We start from the raw sequence: 20,054 nt of genomic DNA, 5'->3' as shown, positions 1-20,054 counted from the left end.
GATCACACCACCACGTTGACGAGACGACCGGGCACCACCACCACCTTCTTGGGCGCGGCGCCGGCGGCCTGCTTGATGAACGCCTCGCTGGCGAGCGCGGCGGCCTCGATGGCGGCCTTGTCGGCGCTGGCGGGCACGGTGACGCTGCCGCGCAGCTTGCCGTTGATCTGCAGCACGAGTTCGATCTCGTCGCGCTGCAGCGCGGCCTCGTCGACTTGCGGCCAGGGGGCGTCGAGCAATTCGCCGCCTTGCGCGGCGTAGCCCAACTCGCTCCACAGCGTGTGCGCAATGTGCGGCGTGGCCGGGTACAGGCAGCGCAGCAGGATGCCGAAGCCCTCGGCGGCGGCGGCCTCGTCGCCCGCGCCCTCGGGCGTGAAGCCCTCCAGCGCGTTGAGCATCTTCATGGCGCCCGACACCACGGTGTTGTATTGCATGCGCTGGTAGTCGTACTCCACCTGCTTGAGCACGGTGTGCACCTCCAGGCGCAGCGCCTTGGCGGCCTTGGACAAGCTGGCCTGGCCCACGCCGGCGGCCAGCACGCCCTGCTGAGCCCCCAGCGCGTGGCGCTTGTGGCCGAAGCCCCAGACGCGGCGCAGGAAGCGGTAGCTGCCCTCCACGGCCGCGTCGTTCCACTCCAGCGTGGCCTCGGGCGGCGCGGTGAACATGGTGTACAGGCGCGCGGTGTCGGCACCGTACTTCTCGATCAGGTCCTGTGGGTCGACGCCGTTGTTCTTGGACTTGGACATGGTGCCCACGCCCTCGTAGTCGATGGGCGCGCCCACGGGCAGGTCACCCACGGCGTTCTTGAGCTTCGCGCCGATGACCTTGCCGCCCTCGTCGAGCACGTTGTCCACGTCGTGCGGCCAGAAGTATTCCTTGCCACCCTTCTCGTTGCGGCGGCTGTAGATGTGGTTGAGCACCATGCCCTGGGTGAGCAGGTGGGTGAAGGGCTCGTCCACCTTCACCAGGCCCAGGTCGCGCATGACCTTCGTCCAGAAGCGCGCGTAGAGCAGGTGCAGGATGGCGTGTTCGATGCCGCCGATGTACTGGTCCATCGGCATCCAGTAGTCGGTGCCGTCGGCCACCATGCGCTCGCGGTTGGTCGGGTCGCAGTAGCGCATGAAGTACCAGGACGAGTCCACGAAGGTGTCCATGGTGTCGGTTTCGCGCCGCGCCTTGGCGCCGCACACGGGGCAGACCACGCCCGCGTGGAAGCCCTCGTGGTGATTGAGCGGGTTGCCGCTGCCGTCGGGCACGCAGTCCTCGGGCAGCACCACGGGCAGGTCCTTCTCGGGCACGGGCACGGCGCCGTGTTCGGGGCAGTGGATGATGGGAATGGGCGTGCCCCAGTAGCGCTGGCGGCTCACGCCCCAGTCGCGCAGGCGCCAGGTGGTCTTCTTCTCGCCCAGGCCCTTGGCGGCCAGGGCCTCGGCGACCTTGTTCACCGCATCGGCATAGCCCAGGCCGTCGATGAAGCCGCTGTTGACGCAGACGCCGCGCTGCTTGTCGCCGTACCACTCGGCCCAGGCGTCGGTGCTGAAGGTTTCGCCTTCGACGGCGACCACCTGCTGGATGGCCAAGCCGTACTTCTTCGCGAACGCGAAGTCGCGCTCGTCGTGCGCGGGCACGCCCATGACGGCGCCGTCGCCGTAGCTCATGAGCACGTAGTTGCCGACCCACACGGGCACGGACTCGCCGGTGATGGGGTGCGTGACGCTCAGGCCCGTGGGCAGGCCTTCCTTCTCTTTGAGCGCGAGCTCGGCCTCGGTGGTGCCGCCCTTCTTGCACTCCTCGATGAAGGCGGCGAGCTTCGCATCGCTGGCGGCGGCGTGCGTGGCCAGCGGGTGCTCCGGCGCCACGGCGCAGAAGGTGACGCCCATGATGGTGTCGGCGCGCGTGGTGAAGACGTAGAGCTTGCCGTCACCGATGAGCGCGCCGCTCGAATCCTTGATCTGGTGCGGGAAGGCGAAGCGCAGGCCCTCGCTCTTGCCGATCCAGTTCTCCTGCATCAGGCGCACCTTGTCGGGCCAGCCGCTGAGCGTGGCCTTGGGGTTGCCGATCTGCACGTGGTCGAGCAGCTCGCCCGCGTAGGCGGTGATGTTGAGGTAGTAGCCCGGGATCTCGCGCTTCTCGACCAGCGCGCCGGTGCGCCAGCCGCGGCCGTCGATGACCTGTTCGTTGGCGAGCACGGTCTGGTCCACCGGGTCCCAGTTCACCACCTGGGTCTTGCGGTAGGCGATGCCCTTCTCGAGCATCTTGAGGAACAGCCACTGGTTCCAGTGGTAGTAGTCGGGCGAGCAGGTGGCGACCTCGCGGCTCCAGTCGATGGCCAGGCCCATGGCCTGCATCTGCCGCTTCATGTAGGCAATGTTGTCGTAGGTCCACTTCGCGGGCGGCACCTGGTTCTTGATGGCCGCGTTCTCCGCCGGCAGGCCGAAGGCGTCCCAGCCCATGGGCATGAGGACGTTGTAGCCCTTCATGCGCAGCTGGCGCGTGAGCATGTCGTTGATGGTGTAGTTGCGCACGTGGCCCATGTGCAGCTTGCCGCTGGGGTAGGGCAGCATGGAGCAGGCGTAGAACTTCTTCTTGCCGGCGTCTTCGGTGACGCGGTAGGCGTCGCGGGCGGTCCAGTGGGCCTGAGCGGCGCGCTCGACGTCTTGGTGGGCGTATTTGTCTTGCATGGGGACGGGGAAGACCAGGGGGCCGGACGGGCGTGGCGCGCCCGTGGGAGCGGGGATTTTAGGCCGGGGCCCCGGCGGCGCGCCGTCAGCGCGGGGAAGCGGGCTGGCGGGCCGTGAAACCGACGCGCCGCAGCCCCGCGGCCTGCGCGGCGCCGATGAGCGCGAGCACCCGGCCGTAGGGCGCGGATGCGTCGGCGCGCAGTTGCAGCTCGGTCGCCGGGTCGCGTTGCGCGGCCTCGCGCAGGCGATCGGGCAGCGCCGCCTCGGGCAGGGGCTCGCCGTTCCAGCGCAGGCCCGATCGGGCGTCGAACTCGAGCGTGACCACGGGCGACGCGGTGGGCGCGGGCGTGGCAGCCTTCGCCGGCGGCAGCTCCAGCGCCATCTGCCGGGCCATCAGCGGCGCGGCCACGATGAAGATGACCAGTAACACCAGCACCACGTCGACCAGGGGCGTGACGTTGATGTCGCCGATGGCGCGTGCTGGCTGCGCGGCAGGCAGGCGGCCGAAGCTCATGGATGTGCCCCCGCCGCGAACCACTCGCGCAGGTCGTGCGCAAAGCCTTCGAGCTCGGCCTCCAGGCGCGCGATGTGCCTGCCGAGCGCGTTGTGGCCCAGCACGGCGGGAATGGCCACGGCCAGGCCGGCGGCCGTCATGACCAGGGCCTCGCCCACCGGGCCGGCCACGCGCTCGATCTGGAAGCCATCGCCGAAGCCCACCGCGGCCAGCGCGTGGTGCACGCCCCAGACCGTGCCCAGCAGGCCCACGAAGGGCGCGGTGGCGGCCACGCTGGCGAGCAGGGTCTGGCCGAACTGCAGGTGCGCGCGGCGGCCATCCAGCGCACCGCGCAGCAAGCGCGTGACCTGCGCCGCCCGCTCACCCTGGCGCGCGAGGCTGGCGGTGTCCACCGCGTCGAGCGATCGCGCGGCCTGCAACAGCGGCAGCGCGAGCGCGGCGGTGTCGGCCTGGGCCAGGCGGCGCTCGGCCTCGTCGATGTCCGGGGCGAGCCAGAAAGCCGCCGTGGCGCGCGGCAGCGCCAGGGCGCCACGGCGCAGCAGCCAATATTTCCAAATCATCACCACCCAGGTGGCGACGGACATGGTGAGCAGCAGGGTTCCGATGGCCTGGCCGAAGGGGTCGGCCTGGAGGAACACCTGCCACATGCTAGGTGCGCAGCCCCAGCACGTCGAACATGTCGAACAGGCCGTTGCGACGGCCCGCGAGGAAGCGCACCGCGCGCAGGCTGCCTTGCGCGTAGGTGCTGCGGCTGGCGGACTTGTGCGTGATCTCGATGCGCTCGCCCGTGCCGGCGAACAGCACGGTGTGGTCGCCCACGATGTCGCCGCCGCGGATGGTGGCGAAGCCGATGCTGGACGGGTCGCGCTCGCCGGTGACGCCTTCGCGCGCGTAGACCGCGCAGTCCTTCAGGTCGCGGCCCAGCGCGCCGGCGATGACCTCACCCATCCTGAGCGCGGTGCCGCTGGGCGCGTCCACCTTGTGGCGGTGGTGGGCCTCGATGATCTCGATGTCGTAACCGGTGGACAGGGCCTTGGCCGCCATCTCCAGCAGCTTGAGCGTGACGTTGACGCCCACGCTCATGTTGGGCGCCATGACGATGGCGATGCGCTTCGCGGCCTCGGCGATCTCGGCCTTCTGCTCATCGGAAAAGCCGGTGGTGCCGATGACGAGTTGCACGCCGTGCTCGACGCAGGCGCGCAGGTGGGCCATGGTGCCCTCGGGGCGCGTGAAGTCGATCAGGCAGTCGCTGCTCTTGAGGCCTTCGGCAAGGTCGGCAGTAATGATGACGCCGGTGGACTGGCCAGCGTAGGCGCCAGCGTCCTGGCCGATGGCGGGACTGGCGGCGATGTCGAGCGCGCCACCGAGCACGCAATCACCGCTGGCCTGCACGGCCTCGATGAGCATGCGCCCCATGCGACCGCTGGCGCCCGCGACGCAGACGCGGGGACCGGTGCCAACATGGCTCATCGCGCGGGCTCCAGGGGCGGGAATTGGGTGGTGGACGGCGCGGGCGCGGCGCTGGCGGGCAGCGGCGGGGCCTGCGGCTTGTTGCGTTCGGCGAAGTTCTTGAGCTGCTCTTCGGTGGCCTCCAGCGGGGGCACCTTGCCCGTCTGGCCGCGGCGCGCGTCGAGCGAGGCCACGAACTCGGCTTCGCTCGGCAGGTCGTCGGCCTCGTGGCGGGCCAGCACGCCGTCCTTGAAGAACACCGACACGCGGCGGCTCTGCGGCTCCTGGCCCTGGCGCTGCAGAGTGAAGATGTAGTCCCAGCGGTCGGCGTGGAACACACTGGCCAACAGGGGCGAACCCATGATGTCGCGCACCTGCTCGCGCGGCATGCCGGGCTGCAGCGCCTGGACCTGCTCGCGGGTGATCACGTTGCCTTGGAGGATGTCGATCTTGTAGGGCGTGACCCAGCTGGCCACCGTGCTGCAGCCGCCCAGCGCCAGCACGGCGACGAGCAGGACCGCCGGTGCGAGGGGGATTCGGAGCTTGAAGAGAAACATGGCGAAAACCCGGATGGGCCTGCTGGCCTTGCGCTGGCGCGGCCGGCGCAAGGCGGACGATAATCGGTCGGCCATTGTAGTGAGCCCGACGCCAGCACCATGTCCAACATCGAAGACCTCAAGAGCACCGGCCTGAAGGCCACGCTGCCGCGCCTGAAGATCCTTGAGGTCTTCCAGAATGCCACGCAGCGCCACATGACCGCCGAGGACGTGTTCCGCGTGCTGCTCGACGAGCGCAGCGACATCGGCCTGGCCACGGTCTACCGCGTGCTGATGCAGTTCGAACAGGCCGGTCTGCTCACGCGCAGCAATTTCGAATCGGGCAAGGCCGTCTACGAACTCAACGAAGGCCAGCACCACGACCACCTGGTCTGCCTGGACTGCGGGCGCGTCGAGGAGTTCTTCGACCCCGAGATCGAGAAACGCCAGCAGATGGTGGCCAAGTCGCGCGGTTTCGCGCTGCAGGAACACGCGCTGTCGCTCTACGCCAACTGCACCAAGGGCGACTGCCCGCATCGCGTGCCCGGCAGGGGCGGTCACCTCAAGTAAAGCAGCCGCGCGCGGCCGGATCCGGCGCCGGGCCGCCCCAAGCCGGATCAGCCCCCTCGGGGGGCAGCGACCCGCGCAGCGGCGGAGCGTGGGGGCCTTTTACTCGTCGCGGGACATCGCCGCGCGGTGGCGCTGCACGAATTCCTGATAGGTGTCGATACCGCGCAGCTGCAGGATGGTGTTGCGCACCGCGGCCTCGACCAGCACGGCGATGTTGCGCCCCGCCACCACCTGGATCACCGCCTTGCGAACAGGTACACCCAATACATCCTGGTACAGCGGCTCGTAGGGCATGCGCTCGTAGTCGCGCTCCATGGTCTCGCGGCGCACCAGGTGCACGATGAGCTGCAGCCGCATCTTGCGGCGCACCGCCGTCTCGCCAAAGATGGCCTTGATGTCGAGCAGGCCGATGCCGCGCACCTCGAGCAGGTTCTGCAGCAGCTCGGGGCAGCGGCCTTCCACGCTGGTCTGGTTGATGCGGTACAGGTCCACCGCGTCGTCGGCCACCAGGCCGTGGCCGCGCGAGATGAGTTCCAGCCCCAGTTCGCTCTTGCCCAGGCCCGATTCGCCGGTGATCAGCACCCCCATGCCGAGGATGTCCATGAACACGCCGTGCATGGTGGCGCGGTCGGCGAAGTGGCGCGACAGGTAGGCGCGCAGCACGTCGATCACGAAGGCCGCGGACTCGTGGGTCGCGAACATCGGGATCTGGGCGCGCTCGCACATGGCGAGCAACTCGTCGGGCGCAGGTTTGTCGTCGGCCACCACCAGCACCGGCGGCTCCAGCGTCACGATGCGCGCCACGCGGCGCTTGTTGTCTTCGACGCTGGGGCTGGTGAGGTAGGCGACCTCACGCTCGCCGATGACCTGCAGGCGGTAGGGGTGGATGTAGTTGAGGTAGCCGACCAGGTCGGCGCCCGAACGCGCCGCGCGGATCGCCACTTCGTCGAAGCGGCGCTCGGAGGCGCCCAGGCCGGCAATCCACTGCCACTTCAGCGTGTCCCGGTGGTCCTCGAAGAGGACGTCGGCGCTGACGACGGTGGGTTTCAATGGAAAACGGTGTTCAGGCTGCGGCGTGCGCCGACTGCCAGTTGGAAATCAGCCCGTGCAGGGCGGCGGCGTCCGTCGAGCCCTTCATGCGCTCGCGCAACGCGCTGTCGCTGAGCAACTCGGCGATTTCCGACAGGATTTCCAGGTGCTTCTGCGTGGCCGCCTCGGGCACCAGCAGGAAGATCATGAGCTGAACGGGCAACTCGTCCGGTGCGTCGAACCCGATGGCGCTGTCGAGCTGGAAGACCGCCGCCAGCGGCTGCTTCAGGCCTTTGATGCGACCGTGCGGAATGGCCACGCCATGGCCCAGGCCGGTGGAGCCCAGACGCTCACGCGCGAACAGGCTGTCGGTGATGAGGGCGCGATTGAGGCCGTGCAGGGTTTCGAACAACAGGCCCGCTTCCTCGAAGGCGCGCTTCTTGCTGGTGGCGTCAACGCGGACGAGCACCTGCGCGGCGGGCAATATGGCAGACAGTCGGTTCATGGGGGCCCTTTCGGGCGCGAATTATGCGCTTCTGATCTCCCACGCCTAGATGAAAAAGACAAAAAAGCCGCTTGACAACTCAAGCGGCTTGTTGCAGTGCAGCACGGTCGCAAACCCACGAACGGCGCGGGTTGTGACCGTTTTCACATCAGGCGTTTCACGGCTTCGTGGTTGTGCTCCTGCGTCTTGGTCTTGTAACGCAGCACCTGGCGGTCGAGCTTGTCGGCGAGGTCGTCAACGGCGGCGTACAGATCGGCATGGGCGCTCTCGGCGAACAGGTCGCGGCCCTTGACGTGGATGTTGCATTCCGCGCGTTGTCGCAGGTCTTTTTCCTTGAGGTTGTCCACTTTCAACAGCACCCGGATGTCGACGACCTGGTCGAAATGCCGGGAAATACGTTCGAGCTTGCTGGTGACGTAGCCGCGCAGCGCGGGGGTGACCTCGAGGTCGTGACCGTTGATCGTCAGGTTCATGAGAGAGCCTCCATTTGCTCCGGGTTGACACAGGCCGCCGGTGGCAAAACCATCCGGCGACCACGGGATGGCTTGCGACCCACTATGCCGACGATGCCCGGCCCACGCAAGCCGAAAGCGTCAGAAATCGTGACGATCTGACCAGCGTCAACAAGTGCGCTCGCACCCGCTCAGGATTGACGGCTCGGCCCGGGTGCGCCGTGCAGGTGCAGTCGCCGGGCCATGGCGATGCTGGCGAAGCTGGCCACCACGCCGATGAGGCCCGCCACCCAGTAGTGCTCGACCCGACCGGCGGCGTCGCGCGCGATGATGAGGCCACCGACGAGGGAGGCCAGTCCCATGGCCGCCGACTGCACCGCGGCGTTGAGCACCATGAACGTGCCACGCAGGCGTGGCTCGGCGGCCGAGGTGATGATGGCCATGCCGGGGATCATGCGGCCCGACATGATGGCGAAGAAGCTGGTGGACACGATCAGCACCGCCCATAGTGGAATCGGCGGCATGAGGGTGGTGGCCATGATGGGAAGCACCACCAGCAGGGCCAGCCGGCTGAAGGTGGGCACCTTGCCGTGCCGGTCGGTCAAACGGCCGACCCAGCGCGCCGTGAGCAGCGTGACCGCCCCGCCCACCAGATACAGGAACGGGATGTCGGCGTCGCCCAGGCCCACGTTGGCCTGCATGTAGATGGTGATGAAGGGAATCACCGTGAAGCCGGTGAACATCATGAGCGCCGACATGGCGAAGGCGCGCCAGTGGTTGCGCTCGGCCAGCACCTCGACCAGGCCGCGCCAGATGGCGGGCGCACCAGCCTGCAGGTGCCCGCGCAGCGGTGGCAGGGTGAGCGTGGCGCCCACCAGGAACACCCCGCAGAGCAGCGCGATGCCGATGAAGGTGGCGTGCCACCCCAGCGCGCTGGCCAGCCACAGGCCCAGCGGCACGCCGGCCACCGTGGCGAAGGAGAAGGCCGACATGACGATGCCCATGGCACGGCCACGGCGTTCGAACGGGACGACGTCGGCCACGATGGTCTGTGCCAGCGCCGAGAGCACGCCACCGAAGACGCCCGCCGCGATGCGCGCGCCCATGAGGAAGCCATAGCCCGGTGCCAGGCCGCAGGCCAGCGTGGCGAGCGCGAACAGGGCGTAGAGCCAGAGCAGCAGGGTGCGGCGGTCGAAGCGGTCGACGTAGGTGGCCGCCAGCAGACCCGAGGCACCGGCCGACAGGGTGTAGGCCGAGACGAGCAGCCCGAACTGCGCGTCGCTGATGCCGAAGAGCCGCGTGAACTGCGGCCCCAGCGGCATCATGATCATGAAGTCGAGGATGTGGGTGAACTGGATGCCCGCCACGGTCAGCAGCAGCCAGCGTTCGCGCGAGGGACTGAACGTGATGGGAGTGGTCACGGAGCGGCGATCGAATCGGGGAGGCCGAGTGTCGCCGATCGCGCTTGCCCCCGCCGGGGCGCCCCTATGCTTGTGCGGATGGAACATTCCCTTGCGCCGGCCGAGCGTTTGCGCGGCGAACAGGTTCGGCTGCTCGCGAACAACGTGCCCGCGTTGATCGTGGGCACGCTTATCCTGGCCACGGGCACGGGCGCGCTGCTGTGGGCCCATGGGCAGGCGCCCTGGCCGGTGGCCGGCTGGCTGGTGGCCATGGTGCTGCTGTGCGCGGCGCGCCTGGGCTTGCTGCGCCGGTTCCGCCGCGCGGCCAGCAAGACACCGGAGCGCTGGGCCCCCGCGTTCGTGCTCGCCTCCGCGGTCGCAGGCCTGTGCTGGGGCGCGCTGGCCTGGCTGTTCTTCACGCCCGATGCACCGCTCATGCTGGCCATCGTGGCCATCGTGCTCATGTCCATCCTGTCGAGTGCCACGCAGTCGCTGGGGCCGTTCTTTCCCGCCCACCTGGCCTTCGCGCTGCCCTGCGTCCTGCCGTTTGCTGCGCGCTGCCTGTGGTCGGGGCAGGGCTCACTGATCACGCTGGGCGCACTCACACTGGTTTACCTCCTCATGACCGAGCTGTTCGCGCTGCGCATCGCCCGCGCGATCGAAGACGCCCTGCGGCTGCGCTTCGAGAACGAGTCGCTGGTGGCGCGGCTCACGATGGAGAACGAGCGCGCGGCCACGGCCAGTCTGGCCAAAACGCGCTTTCTCGCCACGGCCAGTCACGACCTGCGCCAGCCCATCCACGCCATGAGCCTGTTCGTGCCGGCGCTCAAGGCGCTCGCCACCCAGGCCACGATGAACCCGCGCGTGGTGGGCAACATCGCCGAGCGCCTGCAGGCCGCCCTGGACACCATGGCCCAGTTGCTCAACCGCCTGCTGGACATCTCTCGGCTGGACGCCGGGGCGCTGCAACCCAGCCCGCAGCCGGTGAGCCTGCACGCGCTGCTGCACAAGGTGTCCGACGAGGTGGCGCAGCAGGCCTTGGCCAAAGGCCTGAAGCTGCGCGTGCGCGACCACGCCGCGCTGATGGTGCAGACCGACCCCGCCATCCTGCACACCATCCTCAGCAACCTGGCGAGCAACGCGGTGCGCTACACCGAGCGCGGCGGCGTGTTGCTGGCCGCGCGCCGCCGCGGCGATCGCGTGCGGCTGGAGGTCTGGGACAGTGGCATCGGCATTTCGGCCGAAGACCTGCCGCGCATCACCGACGAATTCTTCCAGGCCGAAGGCGGCCAGCGCGACGCCAGTCAGTCGCGCGGCTTCGGCCTGGGCCTGGCCATCGTCAAGCGCTCGGCCGATCTGCTGGGCAGCCCGCTGCGCGTGCGCTCGCGTCCGGGCCGGGGATCGGTGTTCGCGATCGAGCTGCCGCTGGCCCATCCCGGCGCGTCGCAGGACGCCTGTGGCCCGGCCGGGACGGCTCGACACCGGCCAGGCCGCCGCGTGCTGGTGGTGGACAACGACGAGCAGATCCTTGCCGCCATGTCCTACCTGCTGCGCGGCTGGGGCCACGAGCCGCTGCTGGCGGGTACCCTGGACGAGGTGCTGACCCACCTCGACGCCGGCGCGGTGCCCGAACTCGCCCTGATCGACCTGCACCTGGCCAGCAACGAGCACGGCCTGCAGGTCGCGGAGTGCCTGCGCGAGCGGCTCGGCCCACGGATCCGCCTGGCCGTCGTCACGGGAGACACCGGACCCGAGGCGCTCGCGTCCATTTGCGCCGCAGGCGTGACGGGCCTGCACAAGCCCGTGGACCCTGAGCGCCTGCTGCGCTTCATCGACGGCAGCCCCACGCCCACCGGCCCCGGGCCGGCGTGATAGCGTCACGGGCCTCGGCAACACCCATCACGCCCACCCGCATGTCGCTCGACACCGTCCTCAGTCACAGCATCCAGCTGCGCGACCCGGGCGCCACCCCGGCCGATGGCTGCGCCCTCGTGCTCATGGGTGGCGGCGCGCGCACCGCCTACCAGGCCGGCGTGCTCAAGGCCGTGGCCGCCATGCTGCCCGCCAGCGCCACGGCCTTTCCGTTTCGTTGGCTGTTCGGCACCTCGGCCGGCGCGCTCAACGCCAGCTTCCTGGCCTGCCGCGCGGGCGATGGAGTGGCCGCGCTGCCCGCGCTCGGCGAGTTCTGGCTCAAGCTGCGCTCCGAGCACGTTTACCGGCTGGAGGCGCCCACCTGGGTGCGCGCCAGCCGGGTGTTGGCGGGCTGGACGCTGACGCGCCAGGTCAAGCGCCACCGCGCCCTGCTCGACACCCTGCCGCTGGTGAACACCCTGCACCGCCACATCCACCTGCAGGGGCTGGAGGCGGCGCTGGAGCGCGGCGCGATCGACGCCCTGGGCGTCACCGCCTCGAGCTACTCCACGGGCGAGCACTGGACCTTCTGCCAGACCCGCGCCGACAGCACCGTGCCGGCCTGGCATCGGCCTGGCCGGCGCGCCGAGTTCCAGCCCATCACCATCGAGCACCTGATGGCCTCCAGCGCCATCCCCTTTCTGTTCCCCGCGGTGCCGCTGTGGGTGAGCGGCCACCGCGAGCACTTCGGCGACGGCTCCATGCGCCAGCTCTCGCCGCTGTCGCCCGCCATCCAGTTCGGCGCGCGCCGCATCCTCGTCGTCGGCGTGGGCCAGCCGCAGCGCGCCGGCCTCACCGGGCGGCACGACACCGCCGAACTCACGGCCGGCACCATCGCCGGCCACGCCATGGCCAGCGTGTTCCACGACACCCTGCAGGCCGACGTGGAGCAGACCCTGCGCGTGAGCCAGACGCTCGCGCGTCTGCCGCCGGAGGTGTCGACCCTGCTGCCCTATCACCCGGTGGAGGTGATGGCCATCCAGCCCAGCGTGTCGCTCGACGAACTCGCGCTCAAGCACGTCAACGAGCTGCCCGTGACCACGCGGCACACGCTCATCGGCCTGGGCGCGCTGGACACGCGGCGCGGCGCCAACGCCAGCGCCGCCGCGCTGGCCAGCTACTTGCTGTTCGAGCCCGGATTCGTGCACGCCTTGATGGCTCTGGGCGAGCACGACGCCTGGCGAAGACAGGACGAATTGAAGGCCTTTCTCGCCCCTGCGGGCGCGACCGCCGCCGCGGACCCGGTGCGATAATCGCTCCCGTTTTCACACGGAGCCCTTGATGGACAGCACACCCCCCAGTCGTGTGCTTTCAGCCCTCTCCGCGACCGTCTGAGCAGCGCCTTGCCGCTGCGGCCTGGACGGGCGGCTGGCTGAAAGCGCCACCGAACCCGCCGGCCGGATCACCCGGCCACCGCCAGACCGCCATCGACACGCAGGAGCGCGCCATGCTCAACGTCTTCACCCTGGCCAACGGCCGCCTCTTCCAGGAAGAAATCGAGTCCCTGGAGGAACTCGCCCAGTTCAAGCCCATCTGGGTGGACCTGGAAGACCCCACGCCCGAGGAGCGGCGCTGGGTCAAGCAGCACTTCGGCCTGTCCATCCCGGAAGACGCGATGGACGAGGACATCGAGGAGTCCGCGCGCTTCTTCGAGGAAGACAACGGCGAGCTGCACGTGCGCAGCGACTTCCTCATCGACGATGACGAGGACCCGCGCGCGGTGCGCGTGGCCTTCATCCTCAACGAGCACAACGACACGCTCAAGAGCCGCGGCGTGCTGTTCTCCATCCACGACGAGGACGTGCCCGTGTTCCGGCTGCTGCGCATGCGCGCGCGGCGCATGCCGGGCCTGATCGATGACGCCAAGGACGTGCTGCTGATGCTGTTCGACGCTGACGCCGAGTACTGCGCCGACACGCTGGAGAACATCTACGACGACCTCGAGACCGTCAGCGCCAAGGTGCTCTCCAGCGAGGCCAGCGACTCGGCCCTTGGCGAGGCTCTGTCGGCCATCGCGCAGCACGAAGACATGTCGGGCCGCATCCGCCGCAACGTGATGGACACGCGCCGCGCGGTGAGCTTCATGATGCGCAGCCGGCTGCTGAGCGCCGAGCAGTTCGAGGACGCGCGCCAGATCCTGCGCGACCTGGACTCGCTTGACGGCCACACCGCCTTCCTGTTCGACAAGATCAACTTCCTGATGGACGCCACGGTCGGCTTCATCAACATCAACCAGAACAAGATCATCAAGATCTTCTCGGTGGCGAGTGTGTCGCTGCTGCCCCCCACGCTGGTGGCCAGCAGCTACGGCATGAACTTCCAGTTCATGCCCGAGCTCAACTGGCGCTTCGGCTACCCGCTGGCGATCGGGCTGATGGTGCTGTCGGCCGTGGTGCCGATGCTCTACTTCAGGAAAAGGGGTTGGCTACGCTGAGCCGCCGAGCAGGCGCTCGACGATGGCCACGCTGTAGCGGCTGGCCACTTGCGTGAGGAAACGCGGGAAGTCCACGTGGGCCGCGTCGTCGGCCCGGTCGGAGATGGTGCGCACCACCGCCAGCGGCACGCCGAAGTCGGCGCACACCTGGGCCACGGCCGCGCTCTCCATGTCCACCGCCAGGGCGTCGGGCAGTTCGCGCTGCAGGGCCTCGCTCTCGGTGGTGCGCGAGACGAAGCGGTCGCCCGTGACCAACAGGCCGCGGTGCACGCGCGACGATTGCAGGCCGAAGGTCTCGATCGCTTCGGCGCCCAGCGTGGCCGCCGCCTCGCGCACCGTGGCCTCGCAGGCGCGCGCCAGTTGGCCGCTGAGGGCGGCGTCGGTCTTGAAGCGCGAGAGGCCGTATCCCGGCACCTCGTGGCGCGGAAAGATCGGCGAGGCGTCCAGGTCGTGTTGCAGCAGCTCGCTCGCCACCACCACGTCGCCCACCTTCACGCCCGGGCCGATGCCACCCGCCACGCCTGTCATCAGCACGCGGCTCACGCGAAAGCGCTGGATCAGCAGCGCGGTGGTGGTGGCCGCGGCGACCTTGCCGATGCCCGAGAGGACGGCCACCACGGTCTGCCCGTGCAGATGGCCCTGCCAGTAGCTGCGCCCGCCCAGGCTGATGCGCTGCTCGTCGGGCAGCAGGTCCAGCACGGCCTGCAGCTCCTCGGGCATGGCGCTGACCAGCGCGAGCGTCATGGGCGCCTCAGTTCCTCACTTGTCGCGCAGCTCGCGGCGCAGGATCTTGCCCACGGGCGTCTTGGGCAGTTCGGTGCGGAACTCGATCACGCGCGGCTGCTTGTAACCCGTGAGGTTGGCGCGGCAGTACTCGCGCACCTGCTCCTCGGTGAGCGCCGGGTCCTTCTTCACGATCACGAGCTTCACGGCCTCGCCGGTCTTCTCGTCGGGCACGCCCACCACCGCGCACTCCAGCACGCCGGCCAGTTGCGCCACCACGTCCTCCACCTCGTTCGGGTAGACGTTGAAACCGCTGACCAGCACCATGTCCTTCTTGCGGTCCACGATCTTGAAGTAGCCGCGCGCGTCCATGATGCCGATGTCGCCGCTCTTGAAGTAGCCGTCGGGCGTCATGACCTTGGCGGTCTCATCGGGGCGCTGCCAGTAGCCCGCCATCACCTGCGGGCCGTGGATGGCGATCTCGCCGGGCTGGCCCAGGGGCACCTCGTTGCCGTCGTCGTCCAGGCACTTCAGGCGTGTGTTCGGCAGCGGCACGCCGATGGTGCCGGTGTACTCGGTACTGGTGGTGGGGTTGCACGTGGCCGAGGGACTGGTCTCGGACAGGCCGTAGCCCTCGCAGATCGGGCAACCGGTTTTTTCGAGCCAGCGCTTGGCCACCGCGCCTTGCACGGCCATGCCACCGCCCACGGAGACCTTCAGGTGGCTCCAGTCCACGGTGTTGAAGTCGGGGTGGTTGGCCAGGCCATTGAACAGCGTATTCACCGCGGGGAAGCTGTGGAAGCGGTGCTTGCTCAGTTCCTTCAGGACCGCGGGCAAGTCGCGCGGGTTGGGGATGAGGATGGTCTTGCCGCCCACGCGCAGGCTCAGCATCATGTTCACGGTGAACGCGAAGATGTGGTACAGCGGCAGCGCGCACACGCAGGTGGGCTGCTCGCCGGCCGGCACTTTTTGCATCACCGGGTCGTTCCAGGCCTCGGACTGCAGCACGTTGGCGACGATGTTGCGGTGCAGGAGCACGGCCCCCTTGCTGACGCCAGTGGTGCCGCCGGTGTACTGCAGCACTGCCATGTCGTCGGCGCGGATCTCGGGCTTCTTGAACGAGCCACGCGAGCCGCGCGCGATGGCGTCATTGAAGCGCACCGCCTGCGGCAGGTTGAAGGGCGGGACCATCTTCTTGACCTTGCGCACCACGTAGTTGACGAGGCCACCCTTGAGGAAGCCGAGCAGGTCCCCCATGGCGGCGAGCACCACGTGCTTGACCGGCGTGGCTGCGATGCACTGCTCCAGCGTGTGCGCGAAGTTCTCGATGATGACGATGGCCTTGGACCCCGAGTCCTTGAGCTGATGCTCCAGCTCGCGCGCGGTGTAGAGCGGGTTGACGTTGACCACCACCAGCCCCGCGCGCAGGATGCCTGCAACCACCGCCGGGTATTGCGGCACGTTGGGCATCATGATCGCCACGCGGTCGCCCTTCACCAGGCCCAGGCCTTGCAGGTAAGCCGCGAAGGCCTGCGACAGCGCGTCGGTCTGCGCGAAGCTCACGTCCTTGCCCATGAAGCTGTAGGCGGTGCGATCGCCGAAGCGGTGGAAGCTCTCCTCCATCAGGTGCACCAGCGAGGGGTACTGGTTCACGTCGATGTCGGCGGGCACCCCCTCGGGATAGGCGGCGAGCCAGGGGCGGTCGGCGGTGGCGGTCGGCATGCGATGTCTCCTGTGTCAGCAGATCTGGGATCTTGTCAGTGGAAGCGTTCGAGCAGTCGGAGGATCTCGGCGTCGTTCTGCCGCACGGCCACGTAATTGGGGCCGGAGCGAAAGTCGTTCATCTTGTAGTTCCAGGGCGCGAACGCCACGCCGCGGCGCGAGAGCCGGCCCACACTGTAGCCGTGGCCCGCGAACAGCTCGTGGAAGTCGCGCATGAGGAACTTCGCGTCGCCATGCGTGTAGCCGTACTCGAACTGCACCACGCGGATGGCCTTCGCGCGCAACTGCGGCGTGAAGCCTTCGAGCACCCAATGGTCGGCGCCTTCCACGTCGATCTTGAGCAGGTCGATGGCCTGGATGCCACGCTCGCGACAATAGTCGTCGCCGCTGACGATGCGCGCCGTGGAGGTGACAGCGCTCAGGCGGGCGTCGTGGTAGGTGGCGGTGGTCAGGAGGGTGTTGACCGTGGAGTTCTCTCCATAGTCCTTGAAGCCAACGCTGCCGCTCTCGCGGCCCATGCCGCAGTTGTTGAGGTGAAAGCGCGGCCCCTGCACGCGTGCGCTCAGGGTCTCGAAGGTGCGCGGCGAGAGTTCGAAGCAGTGGATGTCGGCCGCCGGCAGCGCCCGCGCCGCCGCCAGCGACCAGTCGCCCACGTTGGCGCCGACGTCGAACACCGTGTTCACCGGCAGGGCGGACAGCACCTCCAGCAGGCGGCGTTCGCCGTTCTTGTCGAAGTCGTAGGAGTAACCCCGCAGGCTGTCGATGGCCCCCTGCAGCAGCTTCACGCCCACGGCCCGGGGATCGTCCCAGGCCTTGCGCAAACGCTCGCCGAGCGGGCGACGGCTCACAAGGAGGCCCTCACTCCACCGCCTTGGTGATGTCCTCCACCACCTTCTTGGCGTCGCCGAAGACCATCATGGTCTTGTCCATGTAGAACAGCTCGTTGTCCAGACCCGCGTAGCCCGCGGCCATGGAGCGCTTGTTCACGATCACGGTCTTGGCCTTGTAGGCCTCCAGGATCGGCATGCCGTAGATGGGGCTGCCCTTTTGCAGCGCCAGCGGGTTCACCACGTCGTTGGCGCCCAGCACGATGGCCACGTCGGCCTGGCCGAACTCGCCATTGATGTCTTCCATCTCGAACACCTGGTCATAGGGCACCTCCGCCTCGGCCAGCAGCACGTTCATGTGCCCCGGCATGCGCCCGGCCACCGGGTGGATGGCGTACTTCACGGTGATGCCCTTCTCGCCCAGCTTGTGCGCGAGCTCCTTCACCGCGTGCTGCGCACGCGCCACCGCCAGGCCGTAGCCGGGCACGATCACCACCGTCTCGGCGTTGCCCAGGATGAAGGCCACGTCGTCGGCGCTGCCGCTCTTGGCCGTGCGCTGCACGCCGCTGGTGGCCGCCGCGCCGGCCTCGCCGCCGAAGCCGCCCAGGATCACGCTGATGAACGAGCGGTTCATGGCCTTGCACATGATGTAGCTCAGGATCGCGCCCGAGCTGCCCACCAGCGAGCCCGCGATGATCAACATGGGGTTGTTCAGGCTGAAGCCGATGCCCGCGGCCGCCCAGCCCGAGTAGCTGTTGAGCATGGACACCACCACCGGCATGTCCGCCCCGCCGATGGGGATGATGATGAGCACGCCCAGGATGAAGCCCAGGGCGATGACCAGCACGATGTCGATCCAGCTCTGCGAGTGCCAGAAGCCGAAGACGAAGAAGGCCGTGGCCAGGCCCAGCACCAGGTTGAGCTTGTGCTGGCCGGCGAAGGTGACGGGCGCGCCCTGGAACAGGCGGAACTTGTATTTGCCGCTGAGCTTGCCGAAGGCGATGACCGAGCCGCTGAAGGTGACCGCGCCGATGAAGGCACCCAGGGCCAGTTCGATGCGGTTGCCGCCGGGGATGCCTTCGCCACGGGTCACGATGCCGAAAGCCCAGGGCTCGGCCACCACGGCCACGGCGATGCACACCGCGGCCAGGCCGATCATGCTGTGCATGAAGGCCACCAGCTCGGGCATCTTGGTCATCTCGACCTTCTTGGCCATGTAGGCGCCCACGCCGCCGCCGACCACCAGGCCGCCCAGCACGTAGACCATGCCCTGGGCCTTGCCGCCCGAGAGTTCGACGATCAGCGCGGCGGTGGTGAGCACGGCGATGGCCATGCCCGTCATGCCGAAGACGTTGCCGCGGATGGAGGTGGTGGGGTGGGAGAGGCCCTTCAGGGCCTGGATGAAGCAGACCGAGGCGACGAGATACAACAGGACGACGAGGTTCATGCTCATTTGGCGCTCCCCTCGGCGAGCGGCGCCTTCTTCTCTTTCTTCTTGAACATCTCCAGCATGCGCCGCGTGACGAGGAAGCCGCCGAAGACGTTGACCGCCGCCAGCGCCACGGCCAGCACGCCCATGGTCTTGCCCAGCGGTGTCTCGGTGAGCGCGGCGGCCAGCATGGCGCCCACGATCACGATGGCCGAGATGGCGTTGGTCACCGCCATCAGGGGCGTGTGCAGCGCGGGCGTCACCGTCCACACCACGTGGTAGCCCACGTAGATGGCCAGCACGAAGATGATCAGGTTGATGAGGGTCGGAGAGACGGCGTCCATGGGCGGCTCCTAGGTTTTCTTGATCTCGTTGATGCGGTTGCCTTCACCCAGCAACACCACGCGCGGCTTCCAGGTCGGCACCGCGCTGTCGGCCACGGGCGAGTAGGTGCAGATGATGAGCAGGTCGCCCACGTGCGCCTTGCGCGCGGCCGCACCGTTGAGCGAGATGGCGCCCGAGCCGCGCGCCGCCTTGATGATGTAGGTGGAGAAGCGCTCGCCGTTGTTGACGTTGTAGAGCTCGATCTTCTCGAACTCGCGCATGTCGGCCGCGTCCAGCAGGTCTTCGTCGATGCCGCAGGAGCCTTCGTAGTGCAGGTCGGCCTCGGTCACGGTGGCGCGGTGCAGCTTGGCGCGCAGCATCACGCGGCTGGCGGTGTCGCTCATTTGCGCTTGACCTCGCCGGCTTGGGTCATCAGGCAGGCGACCACGATGTCGTCGTCCATCGGCACCTGCACGGCCGCCGCATCCTTGGGCAGCACGAGCTTGAGGAAGTCGAGCACGTTTCGCGCGTACAGCGCGGAGGCATCGGCCGCCACCCGCGCGGGCAGGTTGGTCTCGCCGATGATCGTTACGCCGTGCTTGACGACAGTCTGGTCCGCTTCGGTGAGCGGGCAGTTGCCGCCCACGCCCCCATCGGCGCGGACAGGCCCCTTGCCCGCCGCGATGTCCACGATCACCGAGCCCGGCTTCATGCTCTTGACCATCTCTTCGGTGATCAGCGTGGGCGCCGCGCGCCCCGGGATCAGCGCGGTGGAGATCACCACGTCGGCCAGCGCCACGCGCTTGGCCACCTCGGCGGCCTGGCGCTGCAGCCAGCTCGGCGGCATGGGCTTGGCATAACCGCCCACGCCCTCGGCCGCTTCCTTCTCCTCGGCCGTCTCGTAGGGCACGTCGATGAACTTGCCACCCAGCGACTCGATCTGCTCCTTCACGCTGGGGCGCACGTCGGAAGCCTCGATGACCGCGCCCAGGCGCTTGGCCGTGGCGATGGCCTGCAGGCCGGCCACGCCCACGCCGAGGATGACCACGCGCGCGGCCTTCACGGTGCCGGCGGCCGTCATGAGCATGGGGAAGAACTTGGGGTAGGCGTTGGCCGCGAGCATCACGGCCTTGTAGCCGGCGATGTTGGCCTGCGAGGAGAGCACGTCCATGCTCTGCGCGCGCGTGGTGCGCGGCGCGGCTTCCAGCGCGAAGCTGGTGAGCCCGGCCGCGGCCAGGGCCTGCAGGCCCTCGGCGTCGAAGGGGTTGAGCATGCCGACGAGGGTGGCGCCGGCCTTCATCAAGGGCAGTTCGCTGGCCTGGGGGCTGCGCACCTTGAGCACCAGGTCGGCACCCAGGGCGCCGGCGGCGTCGGTGATCTGCGCGCCGGCCGCCTCGTACGCGGCGTCGGTGGCGCTGGCCGCCAGGCCGGCACCGGCCTGCACGCGCACCACGTGGCCTTGGGCCACCAGCTTCTTCGCCGTCTCGGGCGTGACGGCCACACGGGTCTCGCCCGCCAGTGTTTCGGCGGGTACGCCTATGAGCATGG

20 protein-coding genes are annotated in these 20,054 nt (G+C 68.7%); 4 read left to right on the top strand and 16 right to left on the bottom strand.

What is annotated here, in order from left to right; all coding sequences use genetic code 11:
* Window positions 1-2 precede the first annotated feature (2 nt).
* From leuS to BN948_RS17805, 5 genes are all read right to left on the bottom strand, one after another.
* Window positions 3-2,681 carry a leucine--tRNA ligase gene (leuS, locus tag BN948_RS17825; RefSeq protein WP_009516268.1) on the bottom strand — a complete coding sequence of 893 codons (2,679 nt, stop codon included), beginning with the start codon at window positions 2,679-2,681 and terminating at the stop codon, window positions 3-5.
* Window positions 2,682-2,766: 85 nt separating this feature from the next.
* Complete coding sequence (locus BN948_RS17820; RefSeq protein ID WP_009516269.1) at window positions 2,767-3,195, bottom strand: ExbD/TolR family protein; 429 nt, start codon at window positions 3,193-3,195, stop codon at window positions 2,767-2,769.
* Window positions 3,192-3,842, bottom strand: a complete 651-nt coding sequence (locus BN948_RS17815; RefSeq protein ID WP_009516270.1) for a MotA/TolQ/ExbB proton channel family protein — start codon at window positions 3,840-3,842, stop codon at window positions 3,192-3,194. Before BN948_RS17815 ends, BN948_RS17820 begins: the two co-directional genes overlap by 4 nt.
* Before the next feature lies 1 nt (window position 3,843).
* Window positions 3,844-4,665, bottom strand: coding sequence for a 4-hydroxy-tetrahydrodipicolinate reductase (gene dapB, locus BN948_RS17810; protein ID WP_009516271.1), 822 nt, complete (start codon window positions 4,663-4,665; stop codon window positions 3,844-3,846).
* The gene (locus BN948_RS17805; protein ID WP_009516272.1) at window positions 4,662-5,201 is read right to left on the bottom strand and encodes an outer membrane protein assembly factor BamE; all 540 of its coding nucleotides are present in this window, start codon (window positions 5,199-5,201) and stop codon (window positions 4,662-4,664) included. The genes dapB and BN948_RS17805 overlap by 4 nt, the downstream gene beginning before the upstream one ends.
* 99 nt (window positions 5,202-5,300) lie before the next feature.
* Between BN948_RS17805 and fur the strand changes: the two genes are divergently transcribed.
* On the top strand, window positions 5,301-5,750 hold the full coding sequence (gene fur / locus BN948_RS17800) for a ferric iron uptake transcriptional regulator (RefSeq protein WP_009516273.1): 450 nt from the start codon (window positions 5,301-5,303) through the stop codon (window positions 5,748-5,750).
* 99 nt (window positions 5,751-5,849) lie between these two features.
* Here the strand turns inward: fur and hprK are convergent, their stop codons facing one another.
* From hprK to BN948_RS17780, 4 genes are all read right to left on the bottom strand, one after another.
* Complete coding sequence (gene hprK, locus BN948_RS17795) at window positions 5,850-6,800, bottom strand: HPr(Ser) kinase/phosphatase (RefSeq protein ID WP_009516274.1); 951 nt, start codon at window positions 6,798-6,800, stop codon at window positions 5,850-5,852.
* A gap of 13 nt (window positions 6,801-6,813) precedes the next feature.
* Complete coding sequence (locus tag BN948_RS17790) at window positions 6,814-7,284, bottom strand: PTS sugar transporter subunit IIA (RefSeq protein WP_009516275.1); 471 nt, start codon at window positions 7,282-7,284, stop codon at window positions 6,814-6,816.
* 143 nt (window positions 7,285-7,427) lie between these two features.
* Complete coding sequence (gene hpf / locus BN948_RS17785) at window positions 7,428-7,757, bottom strand: ribosome hibernation-promoting factor, HPF/YfiA family (RefSeq protein ID WP_009516276.1); 330 nt, start codon at window positions 7,755-7,757, stop codon at window positions 7,428-7,430.
* Between the two features lie 170 nt (window positions 7,758-7,927).
* Window positions 7,928-9,157: an MFS transporter gene (locus tag BN948_RS17780; RefSeq protein WP_009516277.1), complete on the bottom strand. Its 1,230-nt coding sequence runs from the start codon at window positions 9,155-9,157 to the stop codon at window positions 7,928-7,930.
* 78 nt (window positions 9,158-9,235) lie between these two features.
* Here BN948_RS17780 and BN948_RS17775 point away from each other — a divergent pair, with 78 nt between their 5' ends.
* The 3 genes from BN948_RS17775 to corA all read left to right on the top strand — a co-directional run bounded on the left by BN948_RS17775 (window position 9,236) and on the right by corA (window position 13,481).
* Window positions 9,236-11,008, top strand: coding sequence for an ATP-binding response regulator (locus BN948_RS17775; RefSeq protein WP_051756206.1), 1,773 nt, complete (start codon window positions 9,236-9,238; stop codon window positions 11,006-11,008).
* A gap of 41 nt (window positions 11,009-11,049) precedes the next feature.
* Window positions 11,050-12,300 carry a patatin-like phospholipase family protein gene (locus tag BN948_RS17770; RefSeq protein WP_009516279.1) on the top strand — a complete coding sequence of 417 codons (1,251 nt, stop codon included), beginning with the start codon at window positions 11,050-11,052 and terminating at the stop codon, window positions 12,298-12,300.
* A 194-nt stretch (window positions 12,301-12,494) separates the two neighbouring features.
* Entirely contained in the window at window positions 12,495-13,481 is a 987-nt protein-coding gene (corA, locus tag BN948_RS17765) for a magnesium/cobalt transporter CorA (protein ID WP_009516280.1), read from the top strand.
* On the opposite strand, the gene BN948_RS17760 is transcribed toward corA, so the two are convergent.
* Genes BN948_RS17760 through BN948_RS17730 form a run of 7 tightly spaced genes read right to left on the bottom strand, consistent with a single transcriptional unit; the run spans window position 13,473 to window position 20,052 of the window.
* Complete coding sequence (locus BN948_RS17760) at window positions 13,473-14,225, bottom strand: 5'-methylthioadenosine/adenosylhomocysteine nucleosidase (protein WP_009516281.1); 753 nt, start codon at window positions 14,223-14,225, stop codon at window positions 13,473-13,475. The genes corA and BN948_RS17760 overlap by 9 nt on opposite strands.
* 15 nt (window positions 14,226-14,240) lie before the next feature.
* On the bottom strand, window positions 14,241-15,926 hold the full coding sequence (locus tag BN948_RS17755; protein WP_009516282.1) for a long-chain-fatty-acid--CoA ligase: 1,686 nt from the start codon (window positions 15,924-15,926) through the stop codon (window positions 14,241-14,243).
* Between the two features lie 35 nt (window positions 15,927-15,961).
* On the bottom strand, window positions 15,962-16,774 hold the full coding sequence (locus BN948_RS17750; protein ID WP_035623038.1) for an FkbM family methyltransferase: 813 nt from the start codon (window positions 16,772-16,774) through the stop codon (window positions 15,962-15,964).
* Between the two features lie 10 nt (window positions 16,775-16,784).
* The gene (locus BN948_RS17745; RefSeq protein WP_009516295.1) at window positions 16,785-18,206 is read right to left on the bottom strand and encodes an NAD(P)(+) transhydrogenase (Re/Si-specific) subunit beta; all 1,422 of its coding nucleotides are present in this window, start codon (window positions 18,204-18,206) and stop codon (window positions 16,785-16,787) included.
* Entirely contained in the window at window positions 18,203-18,526 is a 324-nt protein-coding gene (locus BN948_RS17740; protein ID WP_009516297.1) for an NAD(P) transhydrogenase subunit alpha part 2, read from the bottom strand. The genes BN948_RS17745 and BN948_RS17740 overlap by 4 nt, the downstream gene beginning before the upstream one ends.
* A 9-nt stretch (window positions 18,527-18,535) precedes the next feature.
* Complete coding sequence (gene panD, locus BN948_RS17735) at window positions 18,536-18,910, bottom strand: aspartate 1-decarboxylase (RefSeq protein ID WP_009516299.1); 375 nt, start codon at window positions 18,908-18,910, stop codon at window positions 18,536-18,538.
* On the bottom strand, window positions 18,907-20,052 hold the full coding sequence (locus BN948_RS17730; protein WP_035623036.1) for a Re/Si-specific NAD(P)(+) transhydrogenase subunit alpha: 1,146 nt from the start codon (window positions 20,050-20,052) through the stop codon (window positions 18,907-18,909). Before BN948_RS17730 ends, panD begins: the two co-directional genes overlap by 4 nt.
* Window positions 20,053-20,054: the final 2 nt, after the last annotated feature.

The sequence above is a fragment of the Hydrogenophaga intermedia genome (assembly GCF_000723405.1).
GTDB lineage: Bacteria > Pseudomonadota > Gammaproteobacteria > Burkholderiales > Burkholderiaceae_C > Hydrogenophaga > Hydrogenophaga intermedia.
The sequence above is the reverse complement of the archived record's forward strand: the minus strand, read 5'-3'. Positions and strand labels throughout refer to the sequence as shown.